Annotated in this window: 27 protein-coding genes; 3 read left to right on the forward strand and 24 right to left on the reverse strand. The window is 68.0% G+C overall.

What is annotated here, in order from left to right; all coding sequences use genetic code 11:
• Positions 1-31: 31 nt before the first annotated feature.
• The 17 genes from JMF86_RS00095 to JMF86_RS00175 all read right to left on the reverse strand — a co-directional run bounded on the left by JMF86_RS00095 (position 32) and on the right by JMF86_RS00175 (position 17,937).
• Positions 32-3,058, reverse strand: a complete 3,027-nt coding sequence (locus JMF86_RS00095; protein ID WP_023477395.1) for a type III restriction-modification system endonuclease — start codon at positions 3,056-3,058, stop codon at positions 32-34.
• Positions 3,058-5,076: a site-specific DNA-methyltransferase gene (locus JMF86_RS00100; RefSeq protein ID WP_011544473.1), complete on the reverse strand. Its 2,019-nt coding sequence runs from the start codon at positions 5,074-5,076 to the stop codon at positions 3,058-3,060. Before JMF86_RS00100 ends, JMF86_RS00095 begins: the two co-directional genes overlap by 1 nt.
• 358 nt (positions 5,077-5,434) lie before the next feature.
• Positions 5,435-6,562 carry a porin gene (locus JMF86_RS00105; protein WP_027812184.1) on the reverse strand — a complete coding sequence of 376 codons (1,128 nt, stop codon included), beginning with the start codon at positions 6,560-6,562 and terminating at the stop codon, positions 5,435-5,437.
• Between the two features lie 282 nt (positions 6,563-6,844).
• Entirely contained in the window at positions 6,845-7,522 is a 678-nt protein-coding gene (locus tag JMF86_RS00110; protein ID WP_011544471.1) for a response regulator, read from the reverse strand.
• Between the two features lie 13 nt (positions 7,523-7,535).
• A complete protein-coding gene (locus tag JMF86_RS00115; protein WP_054928194.1) occupies positions 7,536-8,903 on the reverse strand; it encodes a sensor histidine kinase in 1,368 nt (455 codons plus the stop codon).
• A gap of 88 nt (positions 8,904-8,991) precedes the next feature.
• Positions 8,992-9,849: an ABC transporter permease gene (locus JMF86_RS00120; RefSeq protein ID WP_201316666.1), complete on the reverse strand. Its 858-nt coding sequence runs from the start codon at positions 9,847-9,849 to the stop codon at positions 8,992-8,994.
• Between the two features lie 59 nt (positions 9,850-9,908).
• Positions 9,909-10,706: an ABC transporter ATP-binding protein gene (locus JMF86_RS00125; RefSeq protein WP_006477226.1), complete on the reverse strand. Its 798-nt coding sequence runs from the start codon at positions 10,704-10,706 to the stop codon at positions 9,909-9,911.
• Between the two features lie 121 nt (positions 10,707-10,827).
• Entirely contained in the window at positions 10,828-11,832 is a 1,005-nt protein-coding gene (locus JMF86_RS00130; protein WP_027812877.1) for an ABC transporter substrate-binding protein, read from the reverse strand.
• A gap of 184 nt (positions 11,833-12,016) precedes the next feature.
• Positions 12,017-12,799, reverse strand: coding sequence for a flagellar biosynthetic protein FliR (gene fliR / locus JMF86_RS00135; RefSeq protein ID WP_027809606.1), 783 nt, complete (start codon positions 12,797-12,799; stop codon positions 12,017-12,019).
• A gap of 25 nt (positions 12,800-12,824) precedes the next feature.
• Positions 12,825-13,097 carry a flagellar biosynthesis protein FliQ gene (gene fliQ / locus JMF86_RS00140; RefSeq protein ID WP_006401718.1) on the reverse strand — a complete coding sequence of 91 codons (273 nt, stop codon included), beginning with the start codon at positions 13,095-13,097 and terminating at the stop codon, positions 12,825-12,827.
• A 17-nt stretch (positions 13,098-13,114) separates the two neighbouring features.
• On the reverse strand, positions 13,115-13,876 hold the full coding sequence (fliP, locus tag JMF86_RS00145; RefSeq protein ID WP_006477229.1) for a flagellar type III secretion system pore protein FliP: 762 nt from the start codon (positions 13,874-13,876) through the stop codon (positions 13,115-13,117).
• Between the two features lie 36 nt (positions 13,877-13,912).
• Positions 13,913-14,494: a flagellar biosynthetic protein FliO gene (gene fliO / locus JMF86_RS00150; protein WP_054928195.1), complete on the reverse strand. Its 582-nt coding sequence runs from the start codon at positions 14,492-14,494 to the stop codon at positions 13,913-13,915.
• The gene (fliN, locus tag JMF86_RS00155; protein WP_011544466.1) at positions 14,491-14,979 is read right to left on the reverse strand and encodes a flagellar motor switch protein FliN; all 489 of its coding nucleotides are present in this window, start codon (positions 14,977-14,979) and stop codon (positions 14,491-14,493) included. Before fliN ends, fliO begins: the two co-directional genes overlap by 4 nt.
• On the reverse strand, positions 14,972-15,970 hold the full coding sequence (gene fliM / locus JMF86_RS00160; protein WP_006477232.1) for a flagellar motor switch protein FliM: 999 nt from the start codon (positions 15,968-15,970) through the stop codon (positions 14,972-14,974). The genes fliN and fliM overlap by 8 nt, the downstream gene beginning before the upstream one ends.
• A 22-nt stretch (positions 15,971-15,992) precedes the next feature.
• On the reverse strand, positions 15,993-16,493 hold the full coding sequence (fliL, locus tag JMF86_RS00165) for a flagellar basal body-associated protein FliL (protein ID WP_023477391.1): 501 nt from the start codon (positions 16,491-16,493) through the stop codon (positions 15,993-15,995).
• Between the two features lie 234 nt (positions 16,494-16,727).
• The gene (locus JMF86_RS00170) at positions 16,728-17,450 is read right to left on the reverse strand and encodes an LrgB family protein (RefSeq protein ID WP_011544465.1); all 723 of its coding nucleotides are present in this window, start codon (positions 17,448-17,450) and stop codon (positions 16,728-16,730) included.
• 13 nt (positions 17,451-17,463) lie between these two features.
• The gene (locus JMF86_RS00175) at positions 17,464-17,937 is read right to left on the reverse strand and encodes a CidA/LrgA family protein (protein ID WP_054928196.1); all 474 of its coding nucleotides are present in this window, start codon (positions 17,935-17,937) and stop codon (positions 17,464-17,466) included.
• A gap of 141 nt (positions 17,938-18,078) precedes the next feature.
• On the opposite strand from JMF86_RS00175, the gene JMF86_RS00180 reads away from it, so the two are divergent.
• Entirely contained in the window at positions 18,079-19,005 is a 927-nt protein-coding gene (locus JMF86_RS00180; protein WP_054928197.1) for a LysR family transcriptional regulator, read from the forward strand.
• A gap of 24 nt (positions 19,006-19,029) precedes the next feature.
• Here JMF86_RS00180 and JMF86_RS00185 read toward each other — a convergent pair whose 3' ends face one another.
• The 4 genes from JMF86_RS00185 to JMF86_RS00200 form a co-directional block, all read right to left on the reverse strand.
• Positions 19,030-19,416, reverse strand: a complete 387-nt coding sequence (locus tag JMF86_RS00185; RefSeq protein ID WP_006477237.1) for a type II toxin-antitoxin system VapC family toxin — start codon at positions 19,414-19,416, stop codon at positions 19,030-19,032.
• Positions 19,413-19,661: a type II toxin-antitoxin system Phd/YefM family antitoxin gene (locus JMF86_RS00190; RefSeq protein WP_006477238.1), complete on the reverse strand. Its 249-nt coding sequence runs from the start codon at positions 19,659-19,661 to the stop codon at positions 19,413-19,415. The genes JMF86_RS00185 and JMF86_RS00190 overlap by 4 nt, the downstream gene beginning before the upstream one ends.
• Positions 19,662-19,766: 105 nt before the next feature.
• Positions 19,767-21,329, reverse strand: coding sequence for a DHA2 family efflux MFS transporter permease subunit (locus tag JMF86_RS00195; RefSeq protein ID WP_011544461.1), 1,563 nt, complete (start codon positions 21,327-21,329; stop codon positions 19,767-19,769).
• 176 nt (positions 21,330-21,505) lie between these two features.
• Positions 21,506-21,994 (reverse strand): MarR family winged helix-turn-helix transcriptional regulator, encoded by a 489-nt coding sequence (locus tag JMF86_RS00200; RefSeq protein WP_011544460.1) that lies wholly within the window; start codon positions 21,992-21,994, stop codon positions 21,506-21,508.
• Positions 21,995-22,168: 174 nt separating this feature from the next.
• On the opposite strand from JMF86_RS00200, the gene JMF86_RS00205 reads away from it, so the two are divergent.
• Together JMF86_RS00205 and JMF86_RS00210 are read left to right on the forward strand one after the other, a co-directional pair.
• Positions 22,169-22,456, forward strand: a complete 288-nt coding sequence (locus tag JMF86_RS00205) for a multidrug ABC transporter ATPase (RefSeq protein ID WP_082409373.1) — start codon at positions 22,169-22,171, stop codon at positions 22,454-22,456.
• A 284-nt stretch (positions 22,457-22,740) separates the two neighbouring features.
• Positions 22,741-24,312 carry an efflux transporter outer membrane subunit gene (locus JMF86_RS00210; protein ID WP_054928199.1) on the forward strand — a complete coding sequence of 524 codons (1,572 nt, stop codon included), beginning with the start codon at positions 22,741-22,743 and terminating at the stop codon, positions 24,310-24,312.
• A gap of 31 nt (positions 24,313-24,343) precedes the next feature.
• Here the strand turns inward: JMF86_RS00210 and JMF86_RS00215 are convergent, their stop codons facing one another.
• From JMF86_RS00215 to gspL, 3 genes are all read right to left on the reverse strand, one after another.
• Complete coding sequence (locus JMF86_RS00215) at positions 24,344-25,132, reverse strand: type II secretion system protein N (RefSeq protein WP_012327580.1); 789 nt, start codon at positions 25,130-25,132, stop codon at positions 24,344-24,346.
• Positions 25,133-25,168: 36 nt separating this feature from the next.
• On the reverse strand, positions 25,169-25,675 hold the full coding sequence (gene gspM / locus JMF86_RS00220) for a type II secretion system protein GspM (protein WP_054928223.1): 507 nt from the start codon (positions 25,673-25,675) through the stop codon (positions 25,169-25,171).
• Positions 25,672-26,340: type II secretion system protein GspL (gene gspL / locus JMF86_RS00225; RefSeq protein WP_143260477.1), on the reverse strand; the 669-nt coding region annotated here is incomplete at its 5' end. The genes gspL and gspM, both read right to left, overlap by 4 nt.

Below are 26,340 nucleotides of genomic sequence, written 5' to 3' on the forward strand. Positions count from 1 at the left end.
AAAAAAGGGCGGCTCGTCGCCGCCCTTCGTCTCACCGCCCCGCGCCCGCCGTCGGCGCCGCAGGTTCGAACAACGCATCGGCCTGCGTGACCCGCACGAAGCGCGCCGCGCCGTCGCCGTCGACCAGCGCGCGGAAATGCGCTTCGCCGCACGCGAGCTTCGCGCGCTCGTGCTCGCTCGGCACGTGGCCGTCGGCATTCGGCGTATCGACGACGAAGTACAGCCGCTCGCCGCCGTCCTGTTCCGCGAGCACGGCCCAGTCGGGGTGATAGCTGCCGAGCGGCGTCTGCACACGGAACCACGCCGGCAGCTTCGCGTACAGCTTCACGCCGTCGTGCGCTTCGAGCGCATCGGCGAACGCGCGCTCCGCGTCCGTCTCGCACACGACCGCTTCGTGGATCGACTTGCGTGCGTCCGGCCGCAGGTTGCGCAGGTACCCGGTCAGCGCTTCGCTCTCGAACGATTCGAGCGCATGCACGTGGCGCTCGCCGAGCTTGCGGTACGCGATGCCCGCGACGAGCGCGAGCCGCTTGCAGCGGTTGATCGCATCGGCCGCGACCGCGATGAACTGCTGCGGATTCACGCGGAAATCGTCGAGCCGGCCGCTGTCGGCGAGGATCGTCGCAAGCGAACGGCGCGTGAGCTGCGTGCGGTCCTGCAGCTCGGTGAGCAGGTCGGGCAGCGGCAACTCGCCTTCGTCGAGCAGCACCGTGCCGGCGCCGGCCACCTCGATCGCCTCGATGCCGGCCTTGCCGATGTCGATCTCGGCCTTGCGCCACTGCAGCCGCGCCCGTGCGATGTCCGGCGCGTCGCGCAGCGCGGCCGTGCAGTCGCGCACCAGCTTCGCGTTGTCGAACTCGACGCGGTACACGGTGCGATGGCGGATGCGATCCCACAGCGCGCGGAAATCCTCGCCGAACACGACGGCCTTGCCCGACGCATCGCGCCGCAACGCGATCGCGCGGCGCTCGTCGGCGTTGCGCACCGCGAAGCGGCCCGACAGCTTGCGCAGCGTCGCGACGATCGGCGCACGCAGCCGCTCGAATGCATCCGGCAGCACGAGCGCGCTCTGGCGCAGCGCATCCTTCAGCCGGTCGAGCACCTTGCCCTGCGCGTCGACGTAGCCCTGCTCGTGCAGATGGTTCCACAGCACGCGCGACAGCTCGATGCCGAGCGCGTGCGCGGGGCCGCCGTCTTCCTGCACGGGCAGCGCCGCGAACTGGTGTTCCTCGACGATCCCGAAACGGATGCCCGTATCGGCCTCGATTTCCTTCTGCAGGTTTTCCGCGAACGACTCGTAGCGCTCGGTCGCGATCACGGTGAGCGTGTTGACGCCCGGGTCGCGCACGCGTTCACCGTCCTGATCGACCGCGAGGCGCAGCCCGCGGCCGAGCGTCTGGCGGCGCTCGCGTTCGGTCTGGATGTCGCGCAGCGTGCAGATCTGGAACACGTTCGGGTTGTCCCAGCCTTCCTTCAGCGCCGAGTGCGAGAAGATGAACTTCAGCGGCGTGTCGAACGACAGCAGCGCTTCCTTCTCGCGCATGATCAGGCCGTACGCGCGCTCCGCGTTCTCGCGGGCCGCCGCGCTGCTCTCGCTCGTGTCGGTCCAGCCGCCCTTGCGGTCGATCGAGAAGTAGCCGTTGTGCGCACGCTCGACTTCCAGCGCGACGTCGACGCCGTCGAACAGCGCACGGTAGGCCGGCACACGGGCCGCGCGCGCATATTCCTCTTCGAAGATCAGCGCGTAGTCGCCCTTCACCGGCATGCCGTTCTCGTCGTAGCGGCGATAGCGTTCGACCGAGTCGACGAAGAACAGCGACAGCACCTTCACGCCGCGCTCGGCCAGGCGCAACTCCTTGTCGAGATGCTCGCGGATCGTGCGGCGGATCATCTCGCGCTGCACCGCCAGCGTGTCGATGTCGCCGAACGCCTCGCCAAGCGACAGGAACGCCTCGCCTTCCGGATGGCGCAGCTCCACGTATTCGGCGCCCTTGACCGCATGCACTTCGCCGATCCGCAGCCCCGCGTACAGCGCGCGCTTGGTCAGGCGTTCGAGATCGTCGCCGTCGGTCGCCGACACGATCTGGCGCTTCACGCCGGCCGCCGTCGCGACGTCGAGCTCGACGCGCGCGCTGATCGCGCCGCGCCGGTTCGACACGCCGACGAGCCGCACGTACGGCTTGTTGTGCGCATCCTCGACGATCGCCGACGCGATCTCGATCTGCTTGACGAGCTTGCGCTCGTACGCGTCGACCGCGTCGAGCCGGTACACCATGTGATGGCGGTCGACGTGCGTGGCCGAATAGCGCAGCGTGCAGAGCGGCGCCATCGCGGCGAGCGCTTCGCGCCCGCGCCCTTCGAGGCCGCCGTCGACGCTTTGCGGCTCGTCGACGATCACGATCGGCCGCGTCGCGCGGATCAGGTCGATCGGCTTCTCGCCGCCGGTCTTCTCGCTGTCCTTGTAGAGGTTGTTGATCTCTTTCTTGTTGATCGCGGCGACCGTCATCACCATGATCTGGATCGCCGCGCTCGCCGCGAAGTGGCGCACCTGGCCGAGCTTCGCGGAGTCGTACAGGAAGTAGTCGTACGGCACGCCCGCGTACAGCGCGCGGAAGTGATCCTCGGTGATCGCGAGCGTCTTGTGCACGCCTTCCTTGATCGCGATCGACGGCACGACGATCACGAATTTCGTGAAGCCGTAGCGGCGGTTCAGCTCGAAGATCGTGCGCAGGTACACGTAGGTCTTGCCGGTGCCGGTCTCCATCTCGACGGTGAAGTCGCGCGAGCCGGGCAGGCCGGACGGCGGCAGCCCGCCGCGCAACTGCACGTCGGCGAGATTGCGCGCGAGCGCGTCGTCGGTCAGCGACAGCCGGTTGCCGACACCCTGCTCTGATACCGCGAAGCCGAGCGAGCCTTGCGCGGCGGCCGTCGTGCCGGGCGCGGCGTTCGCGAGCACGCTGAAGTCGCCGCGATACGATTCCTGGCCGCGAAACAGGTCGCAGACGGCGTCGATCGCCTCGCGCTGGTAGTCGAGATCCGCTTCGAAATGCAGCCGCATCACAGGCTCCGCACGCGCTTCACGCCGTGCTGTTCGAGCAGCGCGGCGAGATTGAGCTTCGCGACGTCGTCGACGAAACCGCTGTCGCGGAACAGGCACGTGACGTCGCGCGACGCGCCGCTCGCATCGAGCAGGTCGACGATGCCGTCGGCGAGCGGGCCCGCGTCGTCGCGCGAAATGCGTGCGTCGAAGCACGCGACGATCGCGCGGCCGATCAGGTGCACCGTCTTGCCGGCCACCTGGTGATGCTCGACCGGCGTGCACAGGTCGAGACCCAGCTTCAAGGTGAGTTCGGCAAGCAGGTCGTCCTCGGTGCGGCCGGTCTTCACGTGTTCGACGGACGCGAAGAGGGCATGGTCGAAGTCGTCGCGGCGCGGGTCCCACTCGATCACGTTGGTCGTGTCGAGCCGGTATACGCGAAAACCGAGGTCGCCATAGCTTTCCGGATAGTCGCGCGCGACCTGTTGCGCGGCACGGCGCAGGCGTTCCTTCGTGATTTCGGCGAGGGTCAGCGGCTTTTTCAGCTTCGCGCAGAAATCGGCGGCCGCCGTTTGCGTCTTGTCGCGGCGGTCGAGCGCCTCGGGCAGTTGCACGAGGATGTAGCGGCGCGCGCCGCCGTCGGTCGCGTTCACCTGCATCACCGCGTGGCCGGTCGAACCGGAGCCGGCGAAGCAGTCGAGCACGATGTCGTCGCCGCGCGTGCACCAGCCGATCACGGCCGCCGCGAAGTCGACCGGCTTCGGCAGGTCGAACGGGATGCCGAGCGTCTTCAAGAGCGCGTCGTCGGAGCCCGCGAACGGCAGCACGGACGGCACGTTCTCGTACATGTTCTCGTCGAGGTAGTAGATCCGCTGCGGCTGCGTGGTTTCATCCGGGCCGAATTCGATCTGGCCGCGCTCGAGCAGCGCCTGCATCGTCGCGGGCGGGTTGCGCCAGCCGCGCGCCGGCATCGCGCACGGCTTGCCGGTGACCGGGTGGATCAGCGGCGTGAAATATTCGTCCGGCGCTTTCTTCTTGTTCGGCCACGCCATCGACACGAGGCGGTACACGCGGCCTTCCGGCGACAGCCGGTCGTACATCACCTCGCCGCCGGACAGGTTGGTCTGCGCCTTCATCCACGCGCGGTACGCCTTCTGCGCGTCCTTCGGGTTGCCGCTGCGGTACACCGCGTCGTGCGCGGCATCGAGCATGCGCTGCGCGTTGCGCTTCGGGCGCTTGAGCGGCGCCCGTTCGAGCAGCGTCTCGGCGTTGCGCGCGAACAGCACCAGCGATTCGTGCTGGTACGCGACGCCGCGCGCGTCGCCCTTCGGGTTGCGCTTGTCCCACACGGCCACGCCGAGCTCGTTTTCCTCGCCGAAGATCTCGCGCAGCATCAGCACCAGCGCATGCACTTCGTGCTCGTCGATGTGCACCGCGATCAGCCCCTCGTCGGACAGCAGCGCGTGCGCGAGCTTCAGGCGCGGATACATCATGTTCAGCCAGTCGGTGTGGAACCGGCCGTTCGCCTCGGTGTTGGTGCTGCGCTTCACGCCGGCTTCGGTCTGGCCCGTCATCGCCAGGTAGTGGCGGATGCTGTCGCTGAAATCGTCCGGATAGACGAAATCGCTGCCGGTGTTGTACGGCGGATCGATGTAGACGAGCTTCACCTTGCCGGCGTAGCTCTTGTGCAGCAGCTTCATCACGTCGAGGTTGTCGCCCTCGATCACGAGATGGCGCGTGTCGTCCCACGCGACGCTGTCGTCGGGGCAGGGCCGCAGCGTGCCCGTCGACGGCGTGAGCGCGGCCTGGCGCGCGGCGCGCTTGCCGTGCCAGTGGAAGCCGTAGCGCTCGTCGGCGTCGCCGACCGTGCGCTCGCCGACCAGCGCCTTCAGCACGTCGACGTCGACCGACGCGCCGTCCGGGCCTTCGGTCACGAGTTCGGGGAACAGCGCCTTCAGGCGCGCGACGTTGTCGGCGGTGAAATCCGTCGACATCGCCTGCGGGCTGGCCGCATCGAGTTTCTGCATCGTCTTTTCCATCGGAGCCCGGCCGCGCGCGCCAGGACGTCGGGCGCGCTCACGGCACCGGCGGCAATGGCCGCCCGGGCAAACCCGAAACGCTAGCGAGTCGGTCGGCGCAGGTCAAGCGCCGATGTGAGTCGAGGGGGCGGGTATCGGCCGCGATCGCCCGCCGGACGGGCCGCGAGCGGGTTCGGGCCGGTTGTCGCACGGGGCGGGCGGCGGTCGCGCGGCGGACCTCCGGCGGGGCCGCGAAAAGGACGAACAAGGGATGAAAAAAAGGGCACGGTCGGCGTCGTGCGCCGGCGTGCCTGCATGGAGCATCCCGGAGGGAGGGGGCGGCAGGGCCCGACGAGCCCCGCCCAATGCCTGCCTGGGATCAGAAACGCGTGCGGATGCCCGACGTCAGTTCGAGCTGGTTCTTCGCGCCGAACGTCGACGACACCGTGTAGCCGCCGTGCAGCTTCATGTAGTCGCCGGCCAGGTACACCTCGGTGCGCTTGCTCAGGTGGTAGAACACCGACCCGTAGATCGTCTCCTTGAAGCCGTTGGCCACGCCGTTGGTCAGGCTGAACGCGCCGAGGTTCGCGTTCGGCGTGAAGCCGTCCGCGTTGTTCGCGGCGTTCTTGATGCGCATCTGCTGGTAGCCGAGCTCGTAGTCGAGCGCGCCCTTCGGCGCGATCTTCATCGACACCGTCCACGAATCGTCGTGACGCTGGCCGAGCGCGCCCTGGTCGCCGTTGTAGCGGAAGTAGCCGGCATTCAGCCGCACGATGTCGAACGTGTAGTTGCCGCCGACCGAGAACGTCTGGTTCCGGAAGCCGTTGTGGTTCACGTGGTTGTAGAAGCCCGACACGTTGAACGGCCCGCCGTTGTAGCCGAGCGCGGCCTGGTACGCGGAGCCGGTCGCGAACGAGGTCGAGTTGCTGAACTGGTAACCGGCGCTCGCGAAGATGCCGTTGCTGAACAGCTTCTTCCACGCGACGCCGTTGTTGTAGCGCGTGCCGGTCGGGCCGGCCGCGTAGAAGATCATCTGCTTGAAGTTGTTCGAGTTGGTCCAGCCGCCTTCCTCGGTCGACAGTCTCGCGGAGCCGTACGCGTCGCCGTAGATCGTCGCCGCATCGCGCGCGATCGTGTTCTGGAAGCCGGCCGTCAGCTTGCCGAAGCGCTCGTCCTCGACGCCGACCCACGCGTCGCGGTCGAAGATCTGGCCTTCGTCTTCCATCTGGCCGTTCGCGACCACGAATTCGCTTTCGAGGCGGAAGATGATCTTCGTGCCGCCGCCGATGTCTTCGGCGCCGCGCAGGCCCCAGCGGCTGCCGCTGAACCACGGTTCGCCTTCGTTGCCCATCCCGATCACGTGTTTGCCGTTCGCATCGGCGTGGGTCCGGTAGGTCGGAAAGCTCAGGTCCATCAGGCCGTAGAGCTGCACGCTCGACTGCGCATGCGCGTGGCCGGCGCACAGGCCCGCCGCCGCGATGGAAAGGGCAAGGGTTTTTCGTTTCAAGATCGTCTCCTCCGAACTGCCGCATTGAAATCCGGTCGTTGGCAGTACGTAATGTATGCCGACGCTTGCCGGCCACAGCGAGCGGGCCGACGCGTAGCATCGTAGAGGGTGCAATCCTTCACGACGCTTTCCCGGAGGAAAGAATCGGATCGGTGAAAACACCGAACGCGCAATGATCGTGGATCGGGCACGCGTGCGGAAGCGATCCTGCCGGACGTCCGGCAGGCTTCAATGATGATTCGTGCTACGAATTGATGTGTGGAAAGCGGGAAGCGCGCCGCGTCAACCGTGCGCGCTCTTCATCCGCAGGATGTAGCCGAGCCCGCGCAGCGTGATGATCTCGGCCGTGCTGCCGGCGAGATGCTTGCGCAGCCGGTGAATGTAGATGTCGATCGCGTCGGCGCTCGGCTCGTCGTCGAGCGCGAACACGCTGTCCATCAGCCGCGCCTTCGATACCGTCTTGTTCTGCTGCAGCATCAGGGTTTCGAGGATCGCATGCTCGCGGCGCCGCAGCGCGAGCACGGCGTCGCCGCAGCGGAATTCGCGCGTGCCGAACGCATAGACGAGGTCGCCGCACACGAGCTGCGTCGTGCCGACGCCGGCCTGCCGGCGGATCAGCGCGCGGATGCGCGCCACCAGTTCGCGCGACTCGAACGGCTTCACGACGTAGTCGTCAGCGCCCGCGCCGAAGCAGTCGACCTTGTCGTCGACCGAGCCGTGCGCGGTCAGCATCAGCACCGGCACGTTGTCGTTGCGGCGCCGCAGCCGCGCGAGCACTTCCTTGCCGCTGATGCCGGGCAGCCGCATGTCGAGCAGCACCGCGTCGTAGCGTTCGGTCTTGAGCACCGTGTCGGCCCGCTCGCCGTCGCCGACGCAGTCGACCGCGAAATCCTCGCCGCGCAGCAGGTTCACGATCCAGTGCGCGAGCTCGGCGTTGTCTTCGACCAGCAAAAGTTTCATGACGGCGTTCTCTTCAATCGAAAGCGGGCAGGCGCACGGTCACGACGACACCGCGATTGCCGGGCCCCGGCGCGAGCGATGCGCTGCCGCCGTGCGCCAGCGCGATCTCGCGCACGATCGCGAGCCCGAGGCCCGACCCCTCGGTATCGGCCGACACGCGGTAGAACCGCTTGAAGACGTGCGGTCGGGCTTCGGCCGGGATGCCGGGGCCGTCGTCGACCACGTCGAGCACGATCGTGTCGCCGTCGCGCCGCGCGCAGACCGTCACGCAGCCGCCGGGCTGCGTGTAGCGCACCGCGTTGTCGACGAGGTTCATCACCAGAGCGGTGAGCAGGCTGTCGCTGCCCGCGACGTCGAGCCGCTCGCCGAGGTCGGCGCCGAGGTCGATGTCGCGCCGCTGCGCGAGCACGATCGTCTCTTCCAGCACGCTCGACACCACCGCGGCCAGATCGACGCGGTGGGTGAGCAAGGTCGACGGCGTCGCTTCCGCATGCGCGAGCAGCAGCAGCTTGTCGGTCACATCCGCCATCTTGCGGCTGCTGCGCTGCATGCTGTCGAGCACGGACGCGAGTTCGTGATCGCCGTTGCCGCGCTGCTGCGCGTACTGGATCTGCGTATCGAGCACCGCGATCGGCGTGCGCAACTGATGCGCGGCATCCGCGATGAAGCGGCGTTGCGTGGCCGTATGCATGTTCAGGCGCGCGATGCACTGGTTGATCGCGTCGACGATCGGCCGCAGCTCGTGCTGGAGCCGTTCGGGGCGGATCGGCTCCAGCTCCATCGGCCCGCGGTCGGCCACGTCGTCCTTGAGCTTCATCAGCGGGCGCAGCTCGAAGGTGAGGCCGAGATAGACGAGCACCACCGCGAGCACCAGCATCAACGACAGGCGCACGAGCTGCGGCCGCCAGATCGTCGCGACCATCGCGCCGTACGAACGCGTCGTTTTCGCGACCACCACCGTGACCGTCTCGACCTGCCCCTCGTCATATAGCTGGCGGTCGTAGGCCACCGCGCGCAGCCGCACGCCGTCAAGCGACGTGTCGTACAGCGTCGGCTCGGTGCCGTGCCGCGCGGGCAGGTCGAGCGCCGGATTGCCGGTGAGCAGGCGGTCGTGGCCGTCGATCACCTTGTAGAACACCGAGTCGCCCGACGGCGATTCGAAGATCTCCAGCGCGGCGGGCGGCACGTCGGCCGCGGGCCGACCGTTGCGCCATTCGACGTCCTCGCCGATCGTGCGCGCGGATGCGACGAGCGCGCTGTCCTGCACGAGCGCGGCCGTGGTCCGCGCGGTGTCGTACGACATCGCGCCGGCGATCAGCACGAACACCGCGAGCGGCAGCAGCAGCCACCACAAGAGCCGCCCGCGCAGGCTGTGCGCCATCCTCTCGCGCTCCTTCTCCGAAATGCCGAACCGCGCCGGGGGCGCCGGCGCGGTCGGGGGTGTCATGTCAGGCGCCGATCGGCGGTGTTCAGAACGCCGCGGGACGCCACTTCAGCAGCCGCTTCTCGATCCGCGTCAGCAGGTAGTCGGCGGCCAGCGCGACCACGGCCAGCACGATCATCGCCGCGAACACGCCGCTCGCGTTGAACGCGCCCTGGGCGGTGGAGATTAGCAGCCCGATCCCTTGCTTGGAACCCAGGAATTCGCCGACCACCGCGCCGACCAGCGCGAAGCCGAAGCTCACGTGCAGGCTCGCGAGAATCCACGAGAGCGCGGACGGGATCACGACCGACGTGGTGATCTGCCGGCGCGACGCACCGAGGATCTGCGCGTTCGCGATCAGGTAACGATCCGCTTCGCGCACGCCCTGGAACGCGTTGCCGAACACGACGAAGAACACCATCACGACGGCCAGCGCGATCTTCGACGCCATCCCGAGGCCGAGCGCGATCACGAACACCGAGCCGAGCACGACGCGCGGAATCGAGTTCGCGATCTGGATGTACAGGCCGAACACGTCGGCCATCAGCTTGTTGCGGCCGAGCACGATCCCGCAGATTACGCCGGCCACCGAGCCGATCAGGAAGCCGATCGTGGTTTCCTCGAGCGTGACCCACACCTGCGTGAGCAGCGGGCCTTGCGACGTGCCGTTCACGAACCAGTCCTGGATCTGCTCGAAGATCAGCGATGGCATCGAGAAGAAGAACGGGTCGATCCACTTCAGCCGTGCGGCGAGTTCCCAGCCGCCCAGCACGATCACGAGTACGGCGATCCGCAGGCCGATGATCAGTTGCCGGCGGCGGCGCAGCCGGGTTTGAGCGGCGCGCGACTCGTCCTCGAGCGACGTTGCCGGAATGGCGGTGGGGGGAAGCGTCATGTCGGTCATGCTCCTGTCCTTGCTGTTTCTTGCGATGGCGTGCCGTAGCCCGCCGTGCGGCGTATGCGTCAGCCGATCTGCACTTCTTCGCGCAGGTCGTGCCAGATGTCCCTGGAAATTTCGATGAAGCGCGCGTCGTAGCGCACTTCCGACATGACGCGCGGGCGCGGCAGGTCGATCTCGACGACGCGCTTGAGCGTCGCGGGGCGTGCGGTCAGCACGAACACGCGGTCGGCGAGCGCGATCGCCTCTTCGAGATCGTGCGTGACGAACACGACCGAACCCTTGTTCGCGGACCACAGCTGCAGCAGCTCGTCCTGCATCAGCGTGCGGGTCTGCATGTCGAGCGCGGAAAACGGCTCGTCCATCAGCAGGATTTCCGGCTGGTTGATGAAGGTCTGCGCGAGCGCGACGCGCTTTCTCATCCCGCCGGAGAGCTGGTGCGGGTAGTGTTTGGTGAACTTGTCGAGGCCGACCTTGCGGATCCATTCCTCGGCCTGCGCGTACGCGACATCCTTCGAGCGGCCGCGGAACAGCGGGCCGGCCGCGACGTTGTCGATCACGTTGCGCCACGGGAACACGGCGTCCGCCTGGAACACGAAGCCGATGCGCGGGTCGATGCCGTCGACCGGGCGGCCCATCACGCGGACTTCGCCCGACGCGGGCTTGAGCAGCCCGGTGATCAGGTTCAGCGTGGTCGACTTGCCGCAGCCGGTCGGGCCGACGATCGCGATGAACTCGCCGCGCGCGACGCTCATGCTGAAGTCGCGCAGCGCGACGGTGGCCTTGCCTTCCGGCGAAATGAAGCGGCACGACACATTGCGAAACTCGATCGCCGGTGTGCTCGGGGAAACTGCCTGGTTCATCGCATTGATCCTGCGGGTGAGGAAGGCGCCGCAGCGGGGCGGCGCCGGGCCGGTCAACCGGGCCGGAACGGGGAACGCACGGCGGCGGGATCGCCGCCGCCGGCGCGACTGCCGAGCCCGATTACTTCGCGTTCACGAAATCGTTCGTGTAGGTGCGCGCCAGGTCGATGTGCTTGCCCTTCACCGACGGGTTGAACGCCGACAGCACCTTCAGCACGATCGCCGGGCCGTCGGCCGGCATCTTCGCGTCGGCCGTATACATCGGCAGCGACGCCTTCAGCGCGGCCACGTACAGCGCCTTGTCCTTCTGGTAGTCGGCCGGCATCTTCGCGGCGATTTCCTCGGCGCTGTGCGTGTGGATGAACTGCATCGTCTTGGCGAATGCGTGCGCGAGCTTGGTCGCTTCCGCCTTGTGCGCATCGGCCCACGCCGACTGCACGTACAGGCTCGCGGCCGGGTAGGTGCCGCCGAGCGCGGCGCGCGTGCCTTCCAGCGTGCGCAGGTCGACCAGCACCTTCGCGTCGCCCATCTTCTCGAGCGCGGACACCGTCGGCTCGGTCGTCATCCCGGCGTCGATGCGGCCCTGCTTGATCGCGGCGATGAAGCTCGCGTCGGCGCCGACCGGCAGCATCGTGTACTGCGTCGACGGCACGCCGTGCTGCAGCGCGAGGTATTGGGTGAGGAAGCTCGTCGACGAGCCGAGGCCCGTCACGCCGAGCGTCTTGCCCTTCGCGTCGGCCATCGACTTGAAGGTCGGCGCGGCCTTGGTCGACACCATCTCGACTTCGCCCGGCACCTGGCAGAGCACGGCGATCGCCTTCACGTCCTTGCCCTTGCTCTGCAGGTCGACCGTGTGGTCGTAGAAGCCGACGACGCCCTGCACGGCGCCCGCGAGCAGCTCGTTCTCGGCGTCGACGCCGGCCGGCTGCGACAGCAGCTCGACGTCGAGCCCTTCGGCCTTGAAGTTGCCGAGCTCCTGCGTGAGCCGCGCGGGCAGGTAGATCAGCTTCGCGATCCCGCCGACCATGATCGTGATCTTGCCGCCGTCGTCGGCGAAAGCGGGGTGAGCGGCGAGCGCGCAGCTCAGGCTGGCTGCCACGGCGAGGGTGCGCAGGATAGGTCGCATCGGGGTCGTCTCCTTCGTTGTATTCGTATGGCGCGATGCGTGCTGCATCGTCATCACGAGTATAGGGAGGCGAAACCTTCTGCAACCTTTCGCGGGGTAGCGGTTCGTTTAGGGGTTTTCCAGCAACGGAGGGCGGAACGGGGCGACAGGCGCCGAAGCGAGTCGAAAGCGGCCGGCCGCGCGTCTAGCGCCAGCCGATCAACACCCGCCCCATCGCATCGAGCCCCATGTCGAACAGATGCGACACGAACGGCACGAGGTTCGGGATCATCAGTTGCACGAGCAACAGCCCGACGATCAGCGTTACGGGAAAGCCGATCTGGTACATGCCGATCTGCGGCGCCGCGCGGTTCAGGATGCCGAGCGCGAGGTTCGCGATCAGCAGCGCCACGACCACCGGCAGCGACAGCAGCAGCCCCATCTCGAACACGGTCGCGCCGAACGCGGCGAGCGTGCGCCAGCCCGGCGCGTGCAGCAGGTCGGCCGACACCGGCAGCGACTGGAACGACGCGGCGAGCGCCGCGAACATTTGCAGGTGGCCGTCCACCGCGAGGAACGCGAGCATCGCGACCGCGTTCAGGAACCGGCCCATCGCGGGCGTCGCGCCGCTCGAATGCGGATCGAAGAAGGTCGCGAAGCCGAGCCCCATCGACAGCCCGATGAAATCGCCGGCCGCTTCGACGGCCGCGAACACGAGCTGCATCGTGAAACCCATCGCGACGCCGATCAGGAATTGATTGACGAGGATCCAGATGCCCTGCGCGGAGAATACGGTGACGTCCGGCATCGCGCCGAGCGTCGGCGCGACGACGAGCGCCATGAACGCGGCGACGCCGATCTTCACGCGCACCGGCACGGCCGCGTGGCCGACCATGGGCGCCGTCGCGACCAGCGCGAGCATCCGCACGAACGGCCACAGGAACGCCGTGAGCCAGCCGTTGAGCTGCGCGTAGGTGACCGAGAACATACGGGAGAAGGGGGCCGAGCGCGGCTCAGCCGGCGCCGAGCGTCGCGACGTGCAGCAGCGTCTGCCGCAGGTAGTCGAGCATCGTCGTCAGCATCCACGGGCCGGCGATCACGAGCGTCGCAGCGACCGCGAGCAGCTTCGGGATGAACGACAGCGTCGCTTCGTTGATCTGCGTCGCGGCCTGGAACAGGCTCACGACGAGGCCGACCGCGAGCGCGACCAGCAGCAGCGGGGCCGCGAGCAGCAGGCCGACCATCATCGCCTGGTGCGCCAGCGTCATCACTTGTTCGGGCGTCATCGCGCGTGTTCCTCCGCTTAACTGAAGCTCTGCGCGAGCGAGCCGATCAGCAGCTGCCAGCCGTCGACCAGCACGAACAGCATCAGCTTGAACGGCAGCGACACGGTGGACGGCGACACCATCATCATCCCCATCGACATCAGCACGCTCGCGACGACCATGTCGATGATCAGGAACGGGATGAACACCGTGAAGCCGATCTGGAAGCCGGTCTTCAGCTCGCTCGTGACGAACGCGGGCACCAGCAGCGACAGCGGCACGTCTTCCGGGCCCTGCATCGGCGCGGCCTTCGAGATCTTCGCGAACAGCGCGAGATCGGTCTCGCGGGTCTGCTTCAGCATGAAGGTCTTGAACGGCGCGACGCCGCGCTGCACGGCCTGCTCCATCGGCATCGAGCCGTCGGAGAACGGCTTGTAGCCGTCGTTGTACGCACGGTCGAGCACCGGCGACATCACGAAGAAGGTGAGGAACATCGCGAGGCCGACGAGCACCTGGTTCGGCGGCGTCGTCGCGGTGCCGAGCGCCTGGCGCAGCAGCGACAGCACGATGATGATGCGCGTGAAGCTCGTCATCATCAGCAGCATCGCCGGCAGGAACGACAGCATCGTGAGCAGCAGCATCGTCTGCACGCTCAGCGAATAGGTGGTGCCGCCGTGCGGGCCCGGGCTCGCGTTGAACGCGGGCAGGCCGTTCGCCTGCGCATACGCGAGCGCCGGGGCGAGACAGAGGATCAACACGGGCGCGACGCGCGCCGCGTGACGCAGGAATGCGTGTTTCATCGGAATGCGGAGACTGGAAGAGGGCGCGGCGCCATGTCAGCGGTCCTTGCCGCGCCCGAGGCGTTTCGCGGCTTCGCCCGCGAGCGCGTCGCGAAACCGCGAGCCGAACGTGCCGGGCAGGCTGGCGTCGGACGAAGTGCCGCCGACGGACGCGTCGGCCGGGGCCGAGCCCGCAGTCGCCGTCGCGGTGGCCGCCACCGAACCGGCCGGCAGCGTATGCAGCAATCGCACGTTGCCCGGCGCGACGCCGAGCACGAGCCAGGTATCGCCGATCTCGACGATCGTCGCGCTTTCCTTCGCGCCGAGCCCCACGCTCGACACGACCTTCAGCGGGCCGCCGCGCCGCGCGGGCTGGAAGCCGAAGCGGCGGGCGAGCCATGCGCACGCGAACACGAGGCCGATCACGACCGCGAGCCCGACGAGCGTCTGCAGCACCGCGCCGATGCCGAGCGACGGCGCGGCCGAACCGACCGTCACGCTCGACGCGATCGAACCGGGGTGGTTCACCGCGTTCATGTCGGCGGCGCCGGCCGGCGCGCATGCGAGCGACGCGACAGTGGCGAGTGCCGCCGCCGCAATCGCGCGGCACGCGCGCCGGCCGGACATCACGACGTTCATCGATTCAGCTTCCGGATGCGTTCGGCCGGCGTGATGATGTCGGTGAGGCGAATACCGAACTTGTCGTTGACCACCACGACTTCGCCCTGCGCGATCAGGCAGCCGTTCACGAGCACGTCCATCGGCTCGCCGGCCATGCCGTCGAGCTCGACGACCGACCCCTGCGCGAGCTGCAGCAGGTTGCGGATCGCGATCTTCGTGCGGCCGAGCTCCACGGTCATCTTGACCGGGATGTCGAGGATCATCTCGATGTCGTTGTGCGTCGAGCTCGCCGCGGCCTTCGACAGCGGCTGGAACACGCCGGCGCCCGTCGCGCCCGCCTGCACCGGTTGCTCGTTCTGCTCGGCGAGCGCGGCCGCCCAGTCGTCCATGCCCGGATCTTCCTCGGCCGCGGCCGGCGCCTTCGCGTCGGCGGCCGACGCCGCGAGGGCCGCATCGGCCATCGCCTGGATGTCGTCGTCGGGCGTCTGGTTCAGCTCACTCATATCCACCTTCCTTCATCGAATCGCTCGCGCCGATCATCTTCTGCACGCGCAACGCATATTGACCATTGAAAATTCCGTAGCCGCATTCCATCACCGGCACGCCGTCGACCTTCGCGGTGATCGTGTCCTCGATCTCCAGCGGCAGCACGTCGCCCGCGCGCAGGTTCAGGATCTTCTCGAACGTCGACGAGATCTCGGCGAGATTCGCGGTCAGCTCGACTTCCGCGGCCTGCACCTGCTGCGACAGCACGCGCACCCAGCGGCGGTCGACTTCGAGCGCCTCGCCCTGGATCGGCGAGCTGAGCACGTCGCGGATCGGTTCGATCATCGAGTACGGCATGCAGATGTGCAGCGTGCCGCCGGTCGGCCCGAACTCGATCGAGAACTGCGTGACGATCACGATCTCGTTCGGCGTCGCGACGTTCGCGAACTGCGTGTGCATCTCCGAGCGCACGAATTCGAACTGCAGCGGCCGCACGCTCTTCCACGCGGTCGTGTAGTGCTCGAACACCAGGTTCAGCAGCTTGCCGATGATCCGCTGCTCGGTGGCCGTGAAGTCGCGGCCCTCGACGCGCGTGTGAAAGCGCCCGTCGCCGCCGAACAGGTTGTCGACGACGAAGAACACGAGGTTCGGGTCGAACACGAACAGCGACGTGCCGCGCAGCGGCTTCACGTGCACCAGATTCAGGTTGGTCGGGATCGGCAGGTTGCGGGTGAATTCGCTGTACTTCTGCACCTTCACCTGGCTGACGGAAATTTCCGCCGTGCGCCGCATGAAGTTGAAGATGCCGATCCGCAACAGGCGCGCGAAGCGGTCGTTGATGATCTCGAGGCCGGGCATCCGGCCGCGGACGATCCGCTCCTGCGTCGCGATGTTGTAGGGGCGGACGCCCGATGTGTCGCGCTGCTCGTCGACTGCATCGGTTTCGCCCGTGACGCCCTTGAGGAGGGCATCGACCTCCTCCTGGGACATGAACTCCTGGTGACCCATACGCGCTCCTTTCGCGGCCGCGTTACTGGACGACGAACTCGGTGAACAGGACGTCGTCGACCTTCGCGCGCTGGTTGCCCGGCTGCGTCGGCTGTTCGATCAGCTCCCGCAGCTCCGTCGCGAGCGAACGCTTGCCCTCCGGCGTCGCGAGCTCCTCGGGATGCTTGTTCGACAGCGCGAGCAGGATCCGGCTGCGGATTTCCGGCATCCGCGCGGTCAGTTGCTCCTGCGCCTTCGGATCGGTGAGCTTCAGCGACAGGCCGACGCGCAGGTAGTGCTGCGCGCCGTCGTCGGACTGCAGGTTCACGGTCAGCGGGTCGAGCGGGAAGAACACCGGCGCGGCAAGCGGCGCCGGCTCGGCGGGCGCGCTCGGATGGCCGACGCCTGCCTTGTTCAGGAACACGTACATGCCGCCGGCGGCGGCGGCAGCCGCGCCCAGCGCGATGACGGCGATGAGCGCGATGCGCTTGAACTTGCCGGACGAAGCCGGCTTGTCGGCGGTCGGAGTTGCAGTCGTGGCCATGTGAATGCGTGCGTGATGTCTCGTAGCATGCATTGTTCGGCATCCGGGCCGAGGCCGATGGGCGGAAAAGAGGGGGGAATTGCGGCTATCTCAGCCGATGGTCGGCCGGGTGCCGGCGCGATGTCGCGCAGGAATGCAGAGGAGGAAACGCTCAGGCGGGGGGCGGCTGGCGGGAACCGGGCCGTCAGGCGGAAAGCGCGGCAGGGCGGCCAGCGGCGCCCGCCCGCACTTCTGTCAGATCGGCAGCAGCGTGAGCAACGGCGCGATCAGCACCATCGCGACGCCCGCGATCATCATCGTCAGGCTCGACACGACGCCTTCCTCGTTGCCGATCTCGCGCGCCTTCGCGGTGCCCACGCCATGGGCGGCCGCGCCGAACAGCGCGCCGCGCGCGAGCCGCGTGCGCATCGGCACGAGCGCCAGCACGAGCTCGCCGAGCAGCATCCCGCAGATGCCGGTCGCGATCACGAACAGGGCGGTGAGATCCTTCGGCGCGTGGATCTTGTCCGACACGGCGAGCGCGAACGGCGTCGACACCGAGCGCGTCATCAGCGAGCGCTGCAGCTCGGGCGACAGGTGCAGCAGCTTCGCGAGCAGCAGCGACCCGCATACGCCCGCGGCGATCCCGACCGCGACGCCGACCGACAACGACAGCCAGTGGCGGCGGATCAGGTCACGATAGTCGTAGATCGGCACCGCGAACGCGATCGTCGCCGGGCCGAGCAGCCACATCAGCCAGCGCGTGTCGCGGAAATAGACCGAATACGGGATGCCGGTCAGCAGCACGAGCAGCACCAGCACGCCCGGCACGAACACGAGCGGCGAGAACAGCAGCGTCTTCTTGTACGCGTAGAGCCGCTTCGACGCGAAATACAGCACGATCGTCAGCACGAAGCAGCCGACGGAGATCGCGGTATTCACCCGGTCGGCGGGCAGGTTCGATAGCGCGGCGAGCATGGCAGGCTCCCGCTCAGTGAGCGACGGCGCTCAGGCGCGCGCGGCGGCGCTCGGCGAACACGCGCTGCGCGGCGAGCCGGCGTTCGAGTTTCGCGGCCAGATCGACCGCGACGGCCACCGCGACCATCACGAACGCGGTGCCGGCGAGCATCACCAGCGCGATGCGCCAGCCGTCCTCGCGGAACAGCCCGCCGTACTGCACGGCCGCGACGGCGGCCGGCACGAAGAACAGCAGCATGTCGGACAAGAGCCAGTTCGCGCCGTCCTTCACCCATGCCGGGGCGACGCGGCCCGAGAACAGCAGCACGAGGAGCACCGCGAGGCCGATCACGCCGGACGGAATCGGCAGCCCGACCGTGCGCACGGCCCAGTCGACCGCCATCCACAGCACGCCGAGCGCGGTGGCCTGCAGCACGATCCGGCCCGTGTGCGCGAGGCTGCCCGAAGCGACGGGGCGGGCGGCGGCAGTGGCGGTCGGCTTGTTCATGGCTGGCTCCATACAGATGTTTCTGTCAATGGAGCAAGTATAGGGTTTCCCCTAACCATAAATAAAATGACTTGTCTCTATCCTTGTCATTCCAATTCGGAATTCGCTTGCATTCAGCCGCACCAATTTGGGGAGTGATCGATGGAATTGCGCGCGTTGCGGTACTTCGTCGAGGTAGTTCGCCAGCAGAGCTTCACCGCGGCGGCCGACAGGCTGTTCGTCACGCAGCCGACCATCAGCAAGATGGTGAAGGCGCTGGAGGACGAGATCGGTTCGCCGCTGCTGCTGCGCGACGGCCGGCAGATGGTGCTGACCGACGCCGGGCGGATCGTGTTCCAGCGCGGCCAGGACGTGCTCGCCGCGCAGGCGCAGCTGCAGTCGGAGCTGAACGATCTCGGCACGCTCGGGCGCGGCGAGCTGACGATCGGCATCCCGCCGCTCGGCGGTTCGCTGTTCACGCCGATCATCGCCGCGTACAAGCAGCGCTACCCGAACATCGAGCTGAAGCTGTTCGAGCAGGGCGCGCGGATGATCGAGGCCGCGCTGATGTCGGGCGAGCTGGAACTCGGCGGCCTGCTGGAGCCGGTCGATCCCGGCACGTTCGAGCGGCTGCCGATGGTGCGCGCGCCGCTGTGGCTCGTCGCGCCGCGCGAGTCGCGCTGGGAGGAGCACGCGGCCGTGCCGCTCGCGGATCTCGCGCGCGAATCGTTCGTGTTCTATGCGGAAAGCCTCGCGCTGCACGACGCGGTGCTCGATGCGTGCCGGCAGGCCGGCTTCACGCCGTCGATCGTGAGCCGCAGCGGCCACTGGGATTTCATGGCCGCGCTCGTGCATGCGGGCGTCGGCATCGCGCTGCTGCCCGAGCCGTATTGCCGGCGGCTCGACGCGAGCCAGTTCACGTGCCGGCCGATCGTCGAGCCGGAAATCACGTGGGCGATCGCGCTCGGCTGGCTGAAGAAGGGCTACCTGTCGCATGCGGCGCGCGCGTGGCTCGACGTCGCGCGGGCGACGCTGCCGCTCGCGCCGGCCGACGATCTGGCGTTCGGGGGATTGCGGGCGAGGGAGTGACGGTTGCGCCCCCGCTCAGCGTGATCAGACGTGCCGAATCGGGCCCGGATACCGGGCAACCGTATGGTCGTGCGTGAGAAACGTAACGCCTTCTGCAATCGCCTGGGCAATCAGCAGCCGATCGAACGGATCGCGATGCACCAGCGGCAGTTGCTCGACTGCGAGGACATGTGCGCTCGTGATCGGCAATTCGACGTAGCCGGCGTCGAGCAGATTGCGACGCAGCACGTGCGGATCGACCTGAAAATCATTGCGATCGAGCCCACGCTTGATCACGATCTCCCAGAGACTCGCGACGCTGAACAACAGGGTATAGGCGGGATCCTCGATGAGCGTACGGGCTCGATCGGGCAATTCGGTCGCGTCCGCGGCCGCCCAAAGAATCAGGTGCGTGTCGAGCAGCAGTTTCACGCGTCGCCCTCGAACAGCTTCCGGATGGCATCGTCACCCATCGTATCGAAGTCGGCCGGCACCACGATTTGACCCTTCATGAAACCGATCCGCGCCGGCCGCGTCGCCTCGGGCGCATCGATCGGCACAACCTTGACGAGCGGCTTGCCGGCCTTCGCGATCACGAACGGTTCACCCGCGTGAACTGCCTCGTCGATCAGACGCGACAGGTTCGTCTTCGCGTCATGCATGTTGTAGGTCTGCATGGCATCCCTCAAATAAACTAAGTTCAGTCAGTGTTCTAGCTTAGTTCATATAGAGAATGCCCGCAAGACCTGTCGTCGGCTGCATACAGGGCTGCTCGCGCCCCCTCAATGCCCCATCGCGGGCCCCGCGCCCTTCTTCGGCTTCGTGATCCACACGAGCGCCGCGAGTGCGACGAACACGCCCGCCGACAGATGGAAGAAGTCGTTGGTCGCCATCATGAAGCCTTGCTGCGTGACGAGCTGGTTGAGTTGCGCATTGGCCGTCTGCCCGACGATGCCGAGCTGCGCGAGCGCGCCCTGGTAGTCGGTCGTGTTCTGCGCGTAGATGCTCACCGATTCCGACAGCCGCGCATGATGGTAGATCGCGTCGTTCTCCCAGAACGTCGAGCTGGCCGCGGTGCCGATCGCGCCGGACAGCGTGCGCAGGAAGTTCGACAGCCCCGATGCGCTCGCGAGCCGCTCGTCGGAGATGCTCGACAGCGTGATCGTCGTCATCGGCACGAAGAAGCACGCGACGCCGATGCCCTGCACGAGCCGCGGCAGGATCACGTGGTTGAACGGCACGTCGAGCGTAAACGTCGCGTTCCACAGCGACACGCCCGCGAACACGATGAACGCGAAGCTCGCGACCATCCGCAGGTCGAGCCGGTGCATGTTGCGGCCGATCAGCGGCGACAGCACCAGCGCGAGCAGCCCGACCGGCGCGGTCGCGAGGCCGGCCTTGCCGGCCGTGTAGCCCATCACCGTCTGCAGCCATAGCGGGAAGATCACGACCGAACCGAAGAACGCCATGAAGCCGAACGAGATGATCAGCGCGCCGAGCGCGAAGTTGCGGTCCTTGAAGAGCGACAGGTCGACCACCGGCTCCTTCTCGGTCGCCTCCCACACGAGCATGAACGCGAGCGACACGACCGCGATCAGCGCGAGCGCGACGATGAAGGTCGAGTTGAACCAGTCGCGGTCCTTGCCGAGGTCGAGCATCATCTGCAGGCACGACACGCCGATCACGAGCAGCGCGAGGCCGATCGCGTCGATCCGCTGCTTCGACGTCTTCGTCTCGCGGCCGCGCAGCAGGAAATACGCGCAGGTCGCCGAGAACACACCGATCGGCAGGTTGATGTAGAAGATCCACGGCCACGTGTAGTTGTCGCTGATCCAGCCGCCCAGCAACGGGCCGAAGATCGGCGCGACGATCACCGTCATCGCCCATAGCCCGAGCGCGAGCCCGCGTTTCGCCGGTGGGTAGCTGCGCATCAGGATCGTCTGCGACAGCGGCACCATCGGCCCGGACACGAGGCCCTGCAGCAGCCGGAACGCGATCAGCGTCTCGAAGTTGGTCGCGAAGCCGCACAGCGCCGACGCGATCGTGAACGCGAGCACCGACAGCGTGAACAGGCGCACCTCGCCGACCCGGCGCGCGAGCCAGCCGGTCAGCGGCACCGCGATCGCGGACGCGACCGAATACGACGAGATCACCCACGTGCCCTCGCTCGTCGCGACGCCGAGGCTGCCCGAGATGGTCGGCACCGCGACGTTCGCGATCGACGTGTCGAGCACTTCCATGAAGGTGCCGAGCGCGAGCCCGACGGTCAGCAGCGCGAGTGCGCCGCCGGTCAGCGGCGCCGGTTCGGCAGCAGGGGAGGGGGCGGATGCCGTGGTGGCGGACATCGGAATCTCCTAGACGCGGCGCGCGCGACGCGCCGGCACAACGCACGGGCGCGCGACGCAGCGCGGCCCGGCCGGGTGGAAGGAAAAAGGGGAAAAGCGGAGCGGGTGCCTTGTCATCTTCTGCCCAGACAGAGAAATAAGCGAGTGTTTAACCTAGACATGGGGCTCCGCGCGCGTCAGCAGTCGGGTTCGTCGGGCTTCGGGCAGCCGGTCGAACCGGGCCCGTTGGCGATGAAGCGTTGCAGCAGGCCGGTGAGCGTCGCGAGTTCGTCGGCCGAGAAGCCTTCGAGCTGCGCGTTGAGCACGGTCGCGACCAGCGACGGCAGCGCGCGGGCGGCTTCGATGCCGCGTTCGGTCAGCGTCAGCTCGATCATCCGGCGGTCCTGCTCGCTGCGCGCCCGTGCGATCAGCCCCTTGCGTTCGAGCCGGTCGAGCATGCGCGTCATCGAGCCGCTGTCGTACGACATCTTGCGCGACAGTTCGAACGGCGTGCGCGCGTAGCCGCGCGACAGCAGCAGGATCACGCCGATCTGCTGCGCGGTGAGGTCGAACGGCTCGAGCGCGCGATCCATCCGCTCGACGAGCGCCTGCTTCGCCTTCGACAGGTAATAGCCGAGGCTCGTTTCCAGCGCGATGTTCTCGGGATCGTAGAGGCCGCCGGTCATACGATTGCGCGCGCAGCAATAGTGCGTTTCGGGTTAAAACGCGCCCAGTATCTTGAAAAATGATTGCTTAGTCAATATTATTTGAGTCAACCAGTTACGACGTGCATGTTGCACTGCCGGAGACTATGTTCTGACCGATTGGCCCGCGCTGCCGGGCACCCGAGGATGTTCGCGATGCTGTTCCTGAAAAATGCCGCCGGCGCGCTGTGCCGCAACCTGACCGATACCGCTCATCATGTGTTCTCCGGCCCGCACCGCGGCTGGAAGATCGCGCTGTACGTGACGATGCTGGTCGTGCCTGGCGGCTCGCTCGCGGCGCTCGGGTTCGCATGGTTCGATCATCGCCGGCAGCGCAACGCGAAAAATGCCGCCCGCCGCACGAGCCAGCCGGCCGCGACGGAGCCGTCGACATGGCGGGCTGCCGCCGCCGAACCCGTCCCGGTGCCCGTGCGCTGCCACTGACGCCGCAGCACTCCCGCCGCTGTCCGCACGATCCCGCCTGATCGCCGGCCGCGTCACGCGCGGCCGGTGCCGTACGCCGATTCGCCCGCCCGTTTTCCCGCAAGCTGGCCGTAATGGCCGGTAAACCGGCCGGCCGCGCCGGTAACACATTCCGGCTGCCGCGCACCGTACCCTTAGGGCTGCGCAGCTTTCCCGCCGTCAGTTACCATTTGTCCGCCAGCGGCATGACGACCGCATCGCGCGGCGCCGCTCGCCGGCCGTCACGCCCAGACAGGAAAACCACCATGCCGTACGCCTCCCTCCCGCGCGCCGTTCGCCCGCTGAGCGCCGCCGTCGCCATTGCGACGGCCGTGCTGCTCGCCGGCTGCGCCGTCGGGCCCGACTATCACCGCCCCGACACGTCGATCCCCGCCGCGTTCAAGGAAGCGCCGGCCGGCTGGAAAGTCGCGCAACCCGCCGATCGCGCCGACCGCGGCGCGTGGTGGACGGTCTACAACGATCCGCAGCTCGATGCGCTGATCGGCAAGCTCAACGCGTCGAACCAGACCATCGCGCAATCGGCGGCCGCCTACCGGCAGGCGCGCGCGCTCGTCACCGAGGCGCGCGCCGCGTATTTCCCGACCGTCGGGCTGACCGCCTCGGGCTCGCGCGCACGGACGCCGCGCACGTCGCTGTCGTCGGGTTCGTCGTCGAATTTCGGCAGCGGGTCGACCGGATCGATCAACAACAGCTACAGCGTCGGCCTCGACGCCAGCTGGGAACCCGACCTGTGGGGCAAGGTGAGCCGCACCGTCAGCGCGCAGCGCGCCGGCGAAGCGGCCGCCGCGGCCGACCTCGCGAACGCGCGGCTGTCGCAGCAGGCGCTGCTCGCGCAGACCTATTTCCAGTTGCGTACGTCCGATGCGCTGCAAAAGCTGCTCGACGACACCGTGAAGTCGTATGAACGCTCGCTGCAGCTCACGCAGAACCAGTACGCGCAGGGCGTCGCCGCGCGCGCCGACGTGATCCAGGCGCAAACGCAGCTGCAGAGCGCGCAGGCCGCGCAGATCGACAACGGCGTCGCCCGCGCGCAGTACGAGCACGCGATCGCGACGCTGATCGGCGAGCCCGCGTCGACCTTCTCGCTGCCGCCGAACCCGCTCGCGGCCGAGCCGCCGGTCACGCCGGTCGACGTGCCGTCCGCGATCCTCGAGCGCCGGCCCGACATCGCGGCGGCCGAGCGCCGCGCGGCGGCCGCGAACGAGCAGATCGGCGTCGCGATCTCGGCGTTCTTCCCCACGCTCACGCTGTCGGCCACCGGCGGCTTACAGAGCTCGGTGTGGTCGCAGCTGTTCACGCTGCCGGCGCGCTTCTGGACGGTCGGCCCGCAGCTCGCGGCCACGCTGTTCGACGCGGGGCTGCGCGCCGCGCAGACCGACGCCGCGCGCGCGACCTACGACCAGGACGTCGCCGCCTATCGCCTCGCGGTACTCACCGCGTTCCAGGACGTCGAGGACAACCTCGCGTCGCAGCGCATTCTCGCGCAGGAAATCGACGTGCAGCGGCAGGCGGTCGACAGCGCCGAGCACGCGCTCGCGATCGTCACGAACCAGTACAAGGCCGGCACGGTCGCGTACCTGAACGTGCTGACCGCGCAGACCACCGCGTTCACCGCGCAGCAAAAGCTCGCGACGATCGCCGGGCAGCGGATGGTGTCGTCGGTCGGGCTCGTGAAGGCGCTCGGCGGCGGCTGGAACGTATCGGAGATGGCGCACGAGAACGGCGACATGGCGGCGCCGGCGCCCTTGCCGGCGTCCGGTGCGGCCGCGCCCGCGGCCACCGCACCGTCGGCCGCCGCGCCGCTCGCGCAGAAGTAGAAAGGGAAGCGGGCGACGCGCGCAATCAGAATCAGCGCTGCGCGTCGCCGAAGATCAGCGACACCTGGTTGTTGCCGATCGGGTGGCCGAGCAGGTTCAGCAGTCCGGCGAGGTTTGCCTGCTGCTCCGGCGCCGCATGCGCGGTCCCGCGGAACGATCCTTGGCCGGGGCCGAAGCTGCCGTGCCCGTCGAGGAACAGCGGGCCCTGCGTCGTCGACAGGTCGAGATCGGCGCCCGCGCCCTTCGCCTGCAATACCGCGCGGTACGAACCGAGCGGCTTCACGCGCGACACGCGCGAACTCATCGAATCGATCGTCACCGTCAGCTGGCCGAACGCGTTGTTGCCGATCAGCCGCCAGTCGCTCCAGCCGAGCCGCACGTCGCCCTGCAGGTCGAGCGTGTTGAACGGCGTGCCGAGCCCGGTGAGCAGCGACGCAGGCACGGCCATCGTGCCCGCCGACAGCACCGCGCCGCGCCACGTCGCATCGAGCGTGACCGCATCGGGCATCGCTTCGGTCTGCCGCATGCGCATCTGAACACGCCCGGTCAGCAACGGCCAGAAGCGCGTGGTCCATTCGACCCGGCCCGGCAGCAGCGTCGCCGCGCTCTGGTCGGCGCCCGGCGCGAGCATCAGCGTGCCGGAGCCGTGCCACAGCGACCCGTCCGGATCGGCGAGATTCACGTGGCCGCCGGTCGCACGCGCGAACTGCGGCGCGATCCACGCGGCCGGCGCGAGCGCGACGAGCGTCACCGCCGTGGCCAGGCCGCCTGCCAGCACCCACGGCAACACGGTGACGAGCCGTCTCACCCACGGCCGCATCGGCCGGCCTTCGTTTGCGTCATTCACCGCCGTCATCTATTTCTGGACGGAAGGTTGCATCACGGCCGTCAGATCGACCTGGCCGTCTTCCTTCAGCGCCGTGGCATGCGCCTCGCCGACCTGCACCTTGAACTGCCGGCGCGCATCGTCGAGCCACTGGGTCCATGCCGGGAACGACACGTTCTTCATCTGGATCTGCACGCCGTTGCCGACGATCTGCACCTGCGCGCCCTGCAGCCCGTGATCGGACAGCGATGCAGTGAGCGCATCCTTCAGCGCGAGGCCGGTCGGCGCGACACCCTGCGCGGCGGCAGCCAGCGACTTCGCCTCGTTCGCCTGCGCGGTCATCTGCGCGAGTTCGTGACGCATCGCCGGCAGTTCGCGCTGAATCCGCGCGCGGCCTTCCTGCGCGGGCGACCACAGCACCGAATACGCAATCGCGACCGCCAGCACGGCGCCGCCCCAGCCGAGCAGCGTCTTCTCGCGCGGCGTGCGCTCGCCCCAGAACTGGGCCAGCGTCTGGTTCAGTTGTTCGGTTTTCATGAGCGGCTCCGGATCGTCCATTTGCCCGTGTTGCTGTCGACTTCGCCGGACAGTCCGTTACGCGCGAGGCGCTGCGTGAAATCGGGATCGACCTTGACCTCCGGCTTGAAGCCGACGTCGAGCCGCCGGTCGTGATAGTCGAGCGACGCGATGCCGTTCAGCGGCAGCGCGCCCATCGAGCGCGACAAGCCGCTCGATAGCGCGAGGAAATCGTTCGGCGACAGCTCGCCGGCAGCGAGCCGAAGCTGGTCGAGCTGGCGCTGCATCTGCGCGGGCGGATCGAGCACGGTGGTCGTCTTCGGGAAGGCAGACAGCAGCGTCTCGGTGATCTGCGCGGACAGCGCATCGCGCTCGCGCGACAGCTTCCACCAGTGCAGGTTCATCCCGATCACCGCGACGCCGAGCGTCGCCGCGGCCAGCGCGATCGGTACGCGCAGGCGCTTCACCGTCGCGCGGTCGAAGCGCCACGGCTGCGATTCGAATTCGAACTGGCACAGATCGAACGGTTCGGTCAGCGCCCGGCGCGCGAACGTGTCGAACGACAGCGGCGCGGCGCCCGGCAGCAGCGGCGCGTCGGTGCGGCCGACCGACGCGAGCCGCGGCTCCGCGCCCGGTTCGCCGAGTTCGTACAGTTCGACGTCACCGCCGCCCGCGAGCGCGGCCAG

This window comes from Burkholderia sp. E168m15, from assembly GCF_016586105.1.
In the GTDB taxonomy this organism is placed as follows: Bacteria; Pseudomonadota; Gammaproteobacteria; order Burkholderiales; family Burkholderiaceae; genus Burkholderia; species Burkholderia orbicola.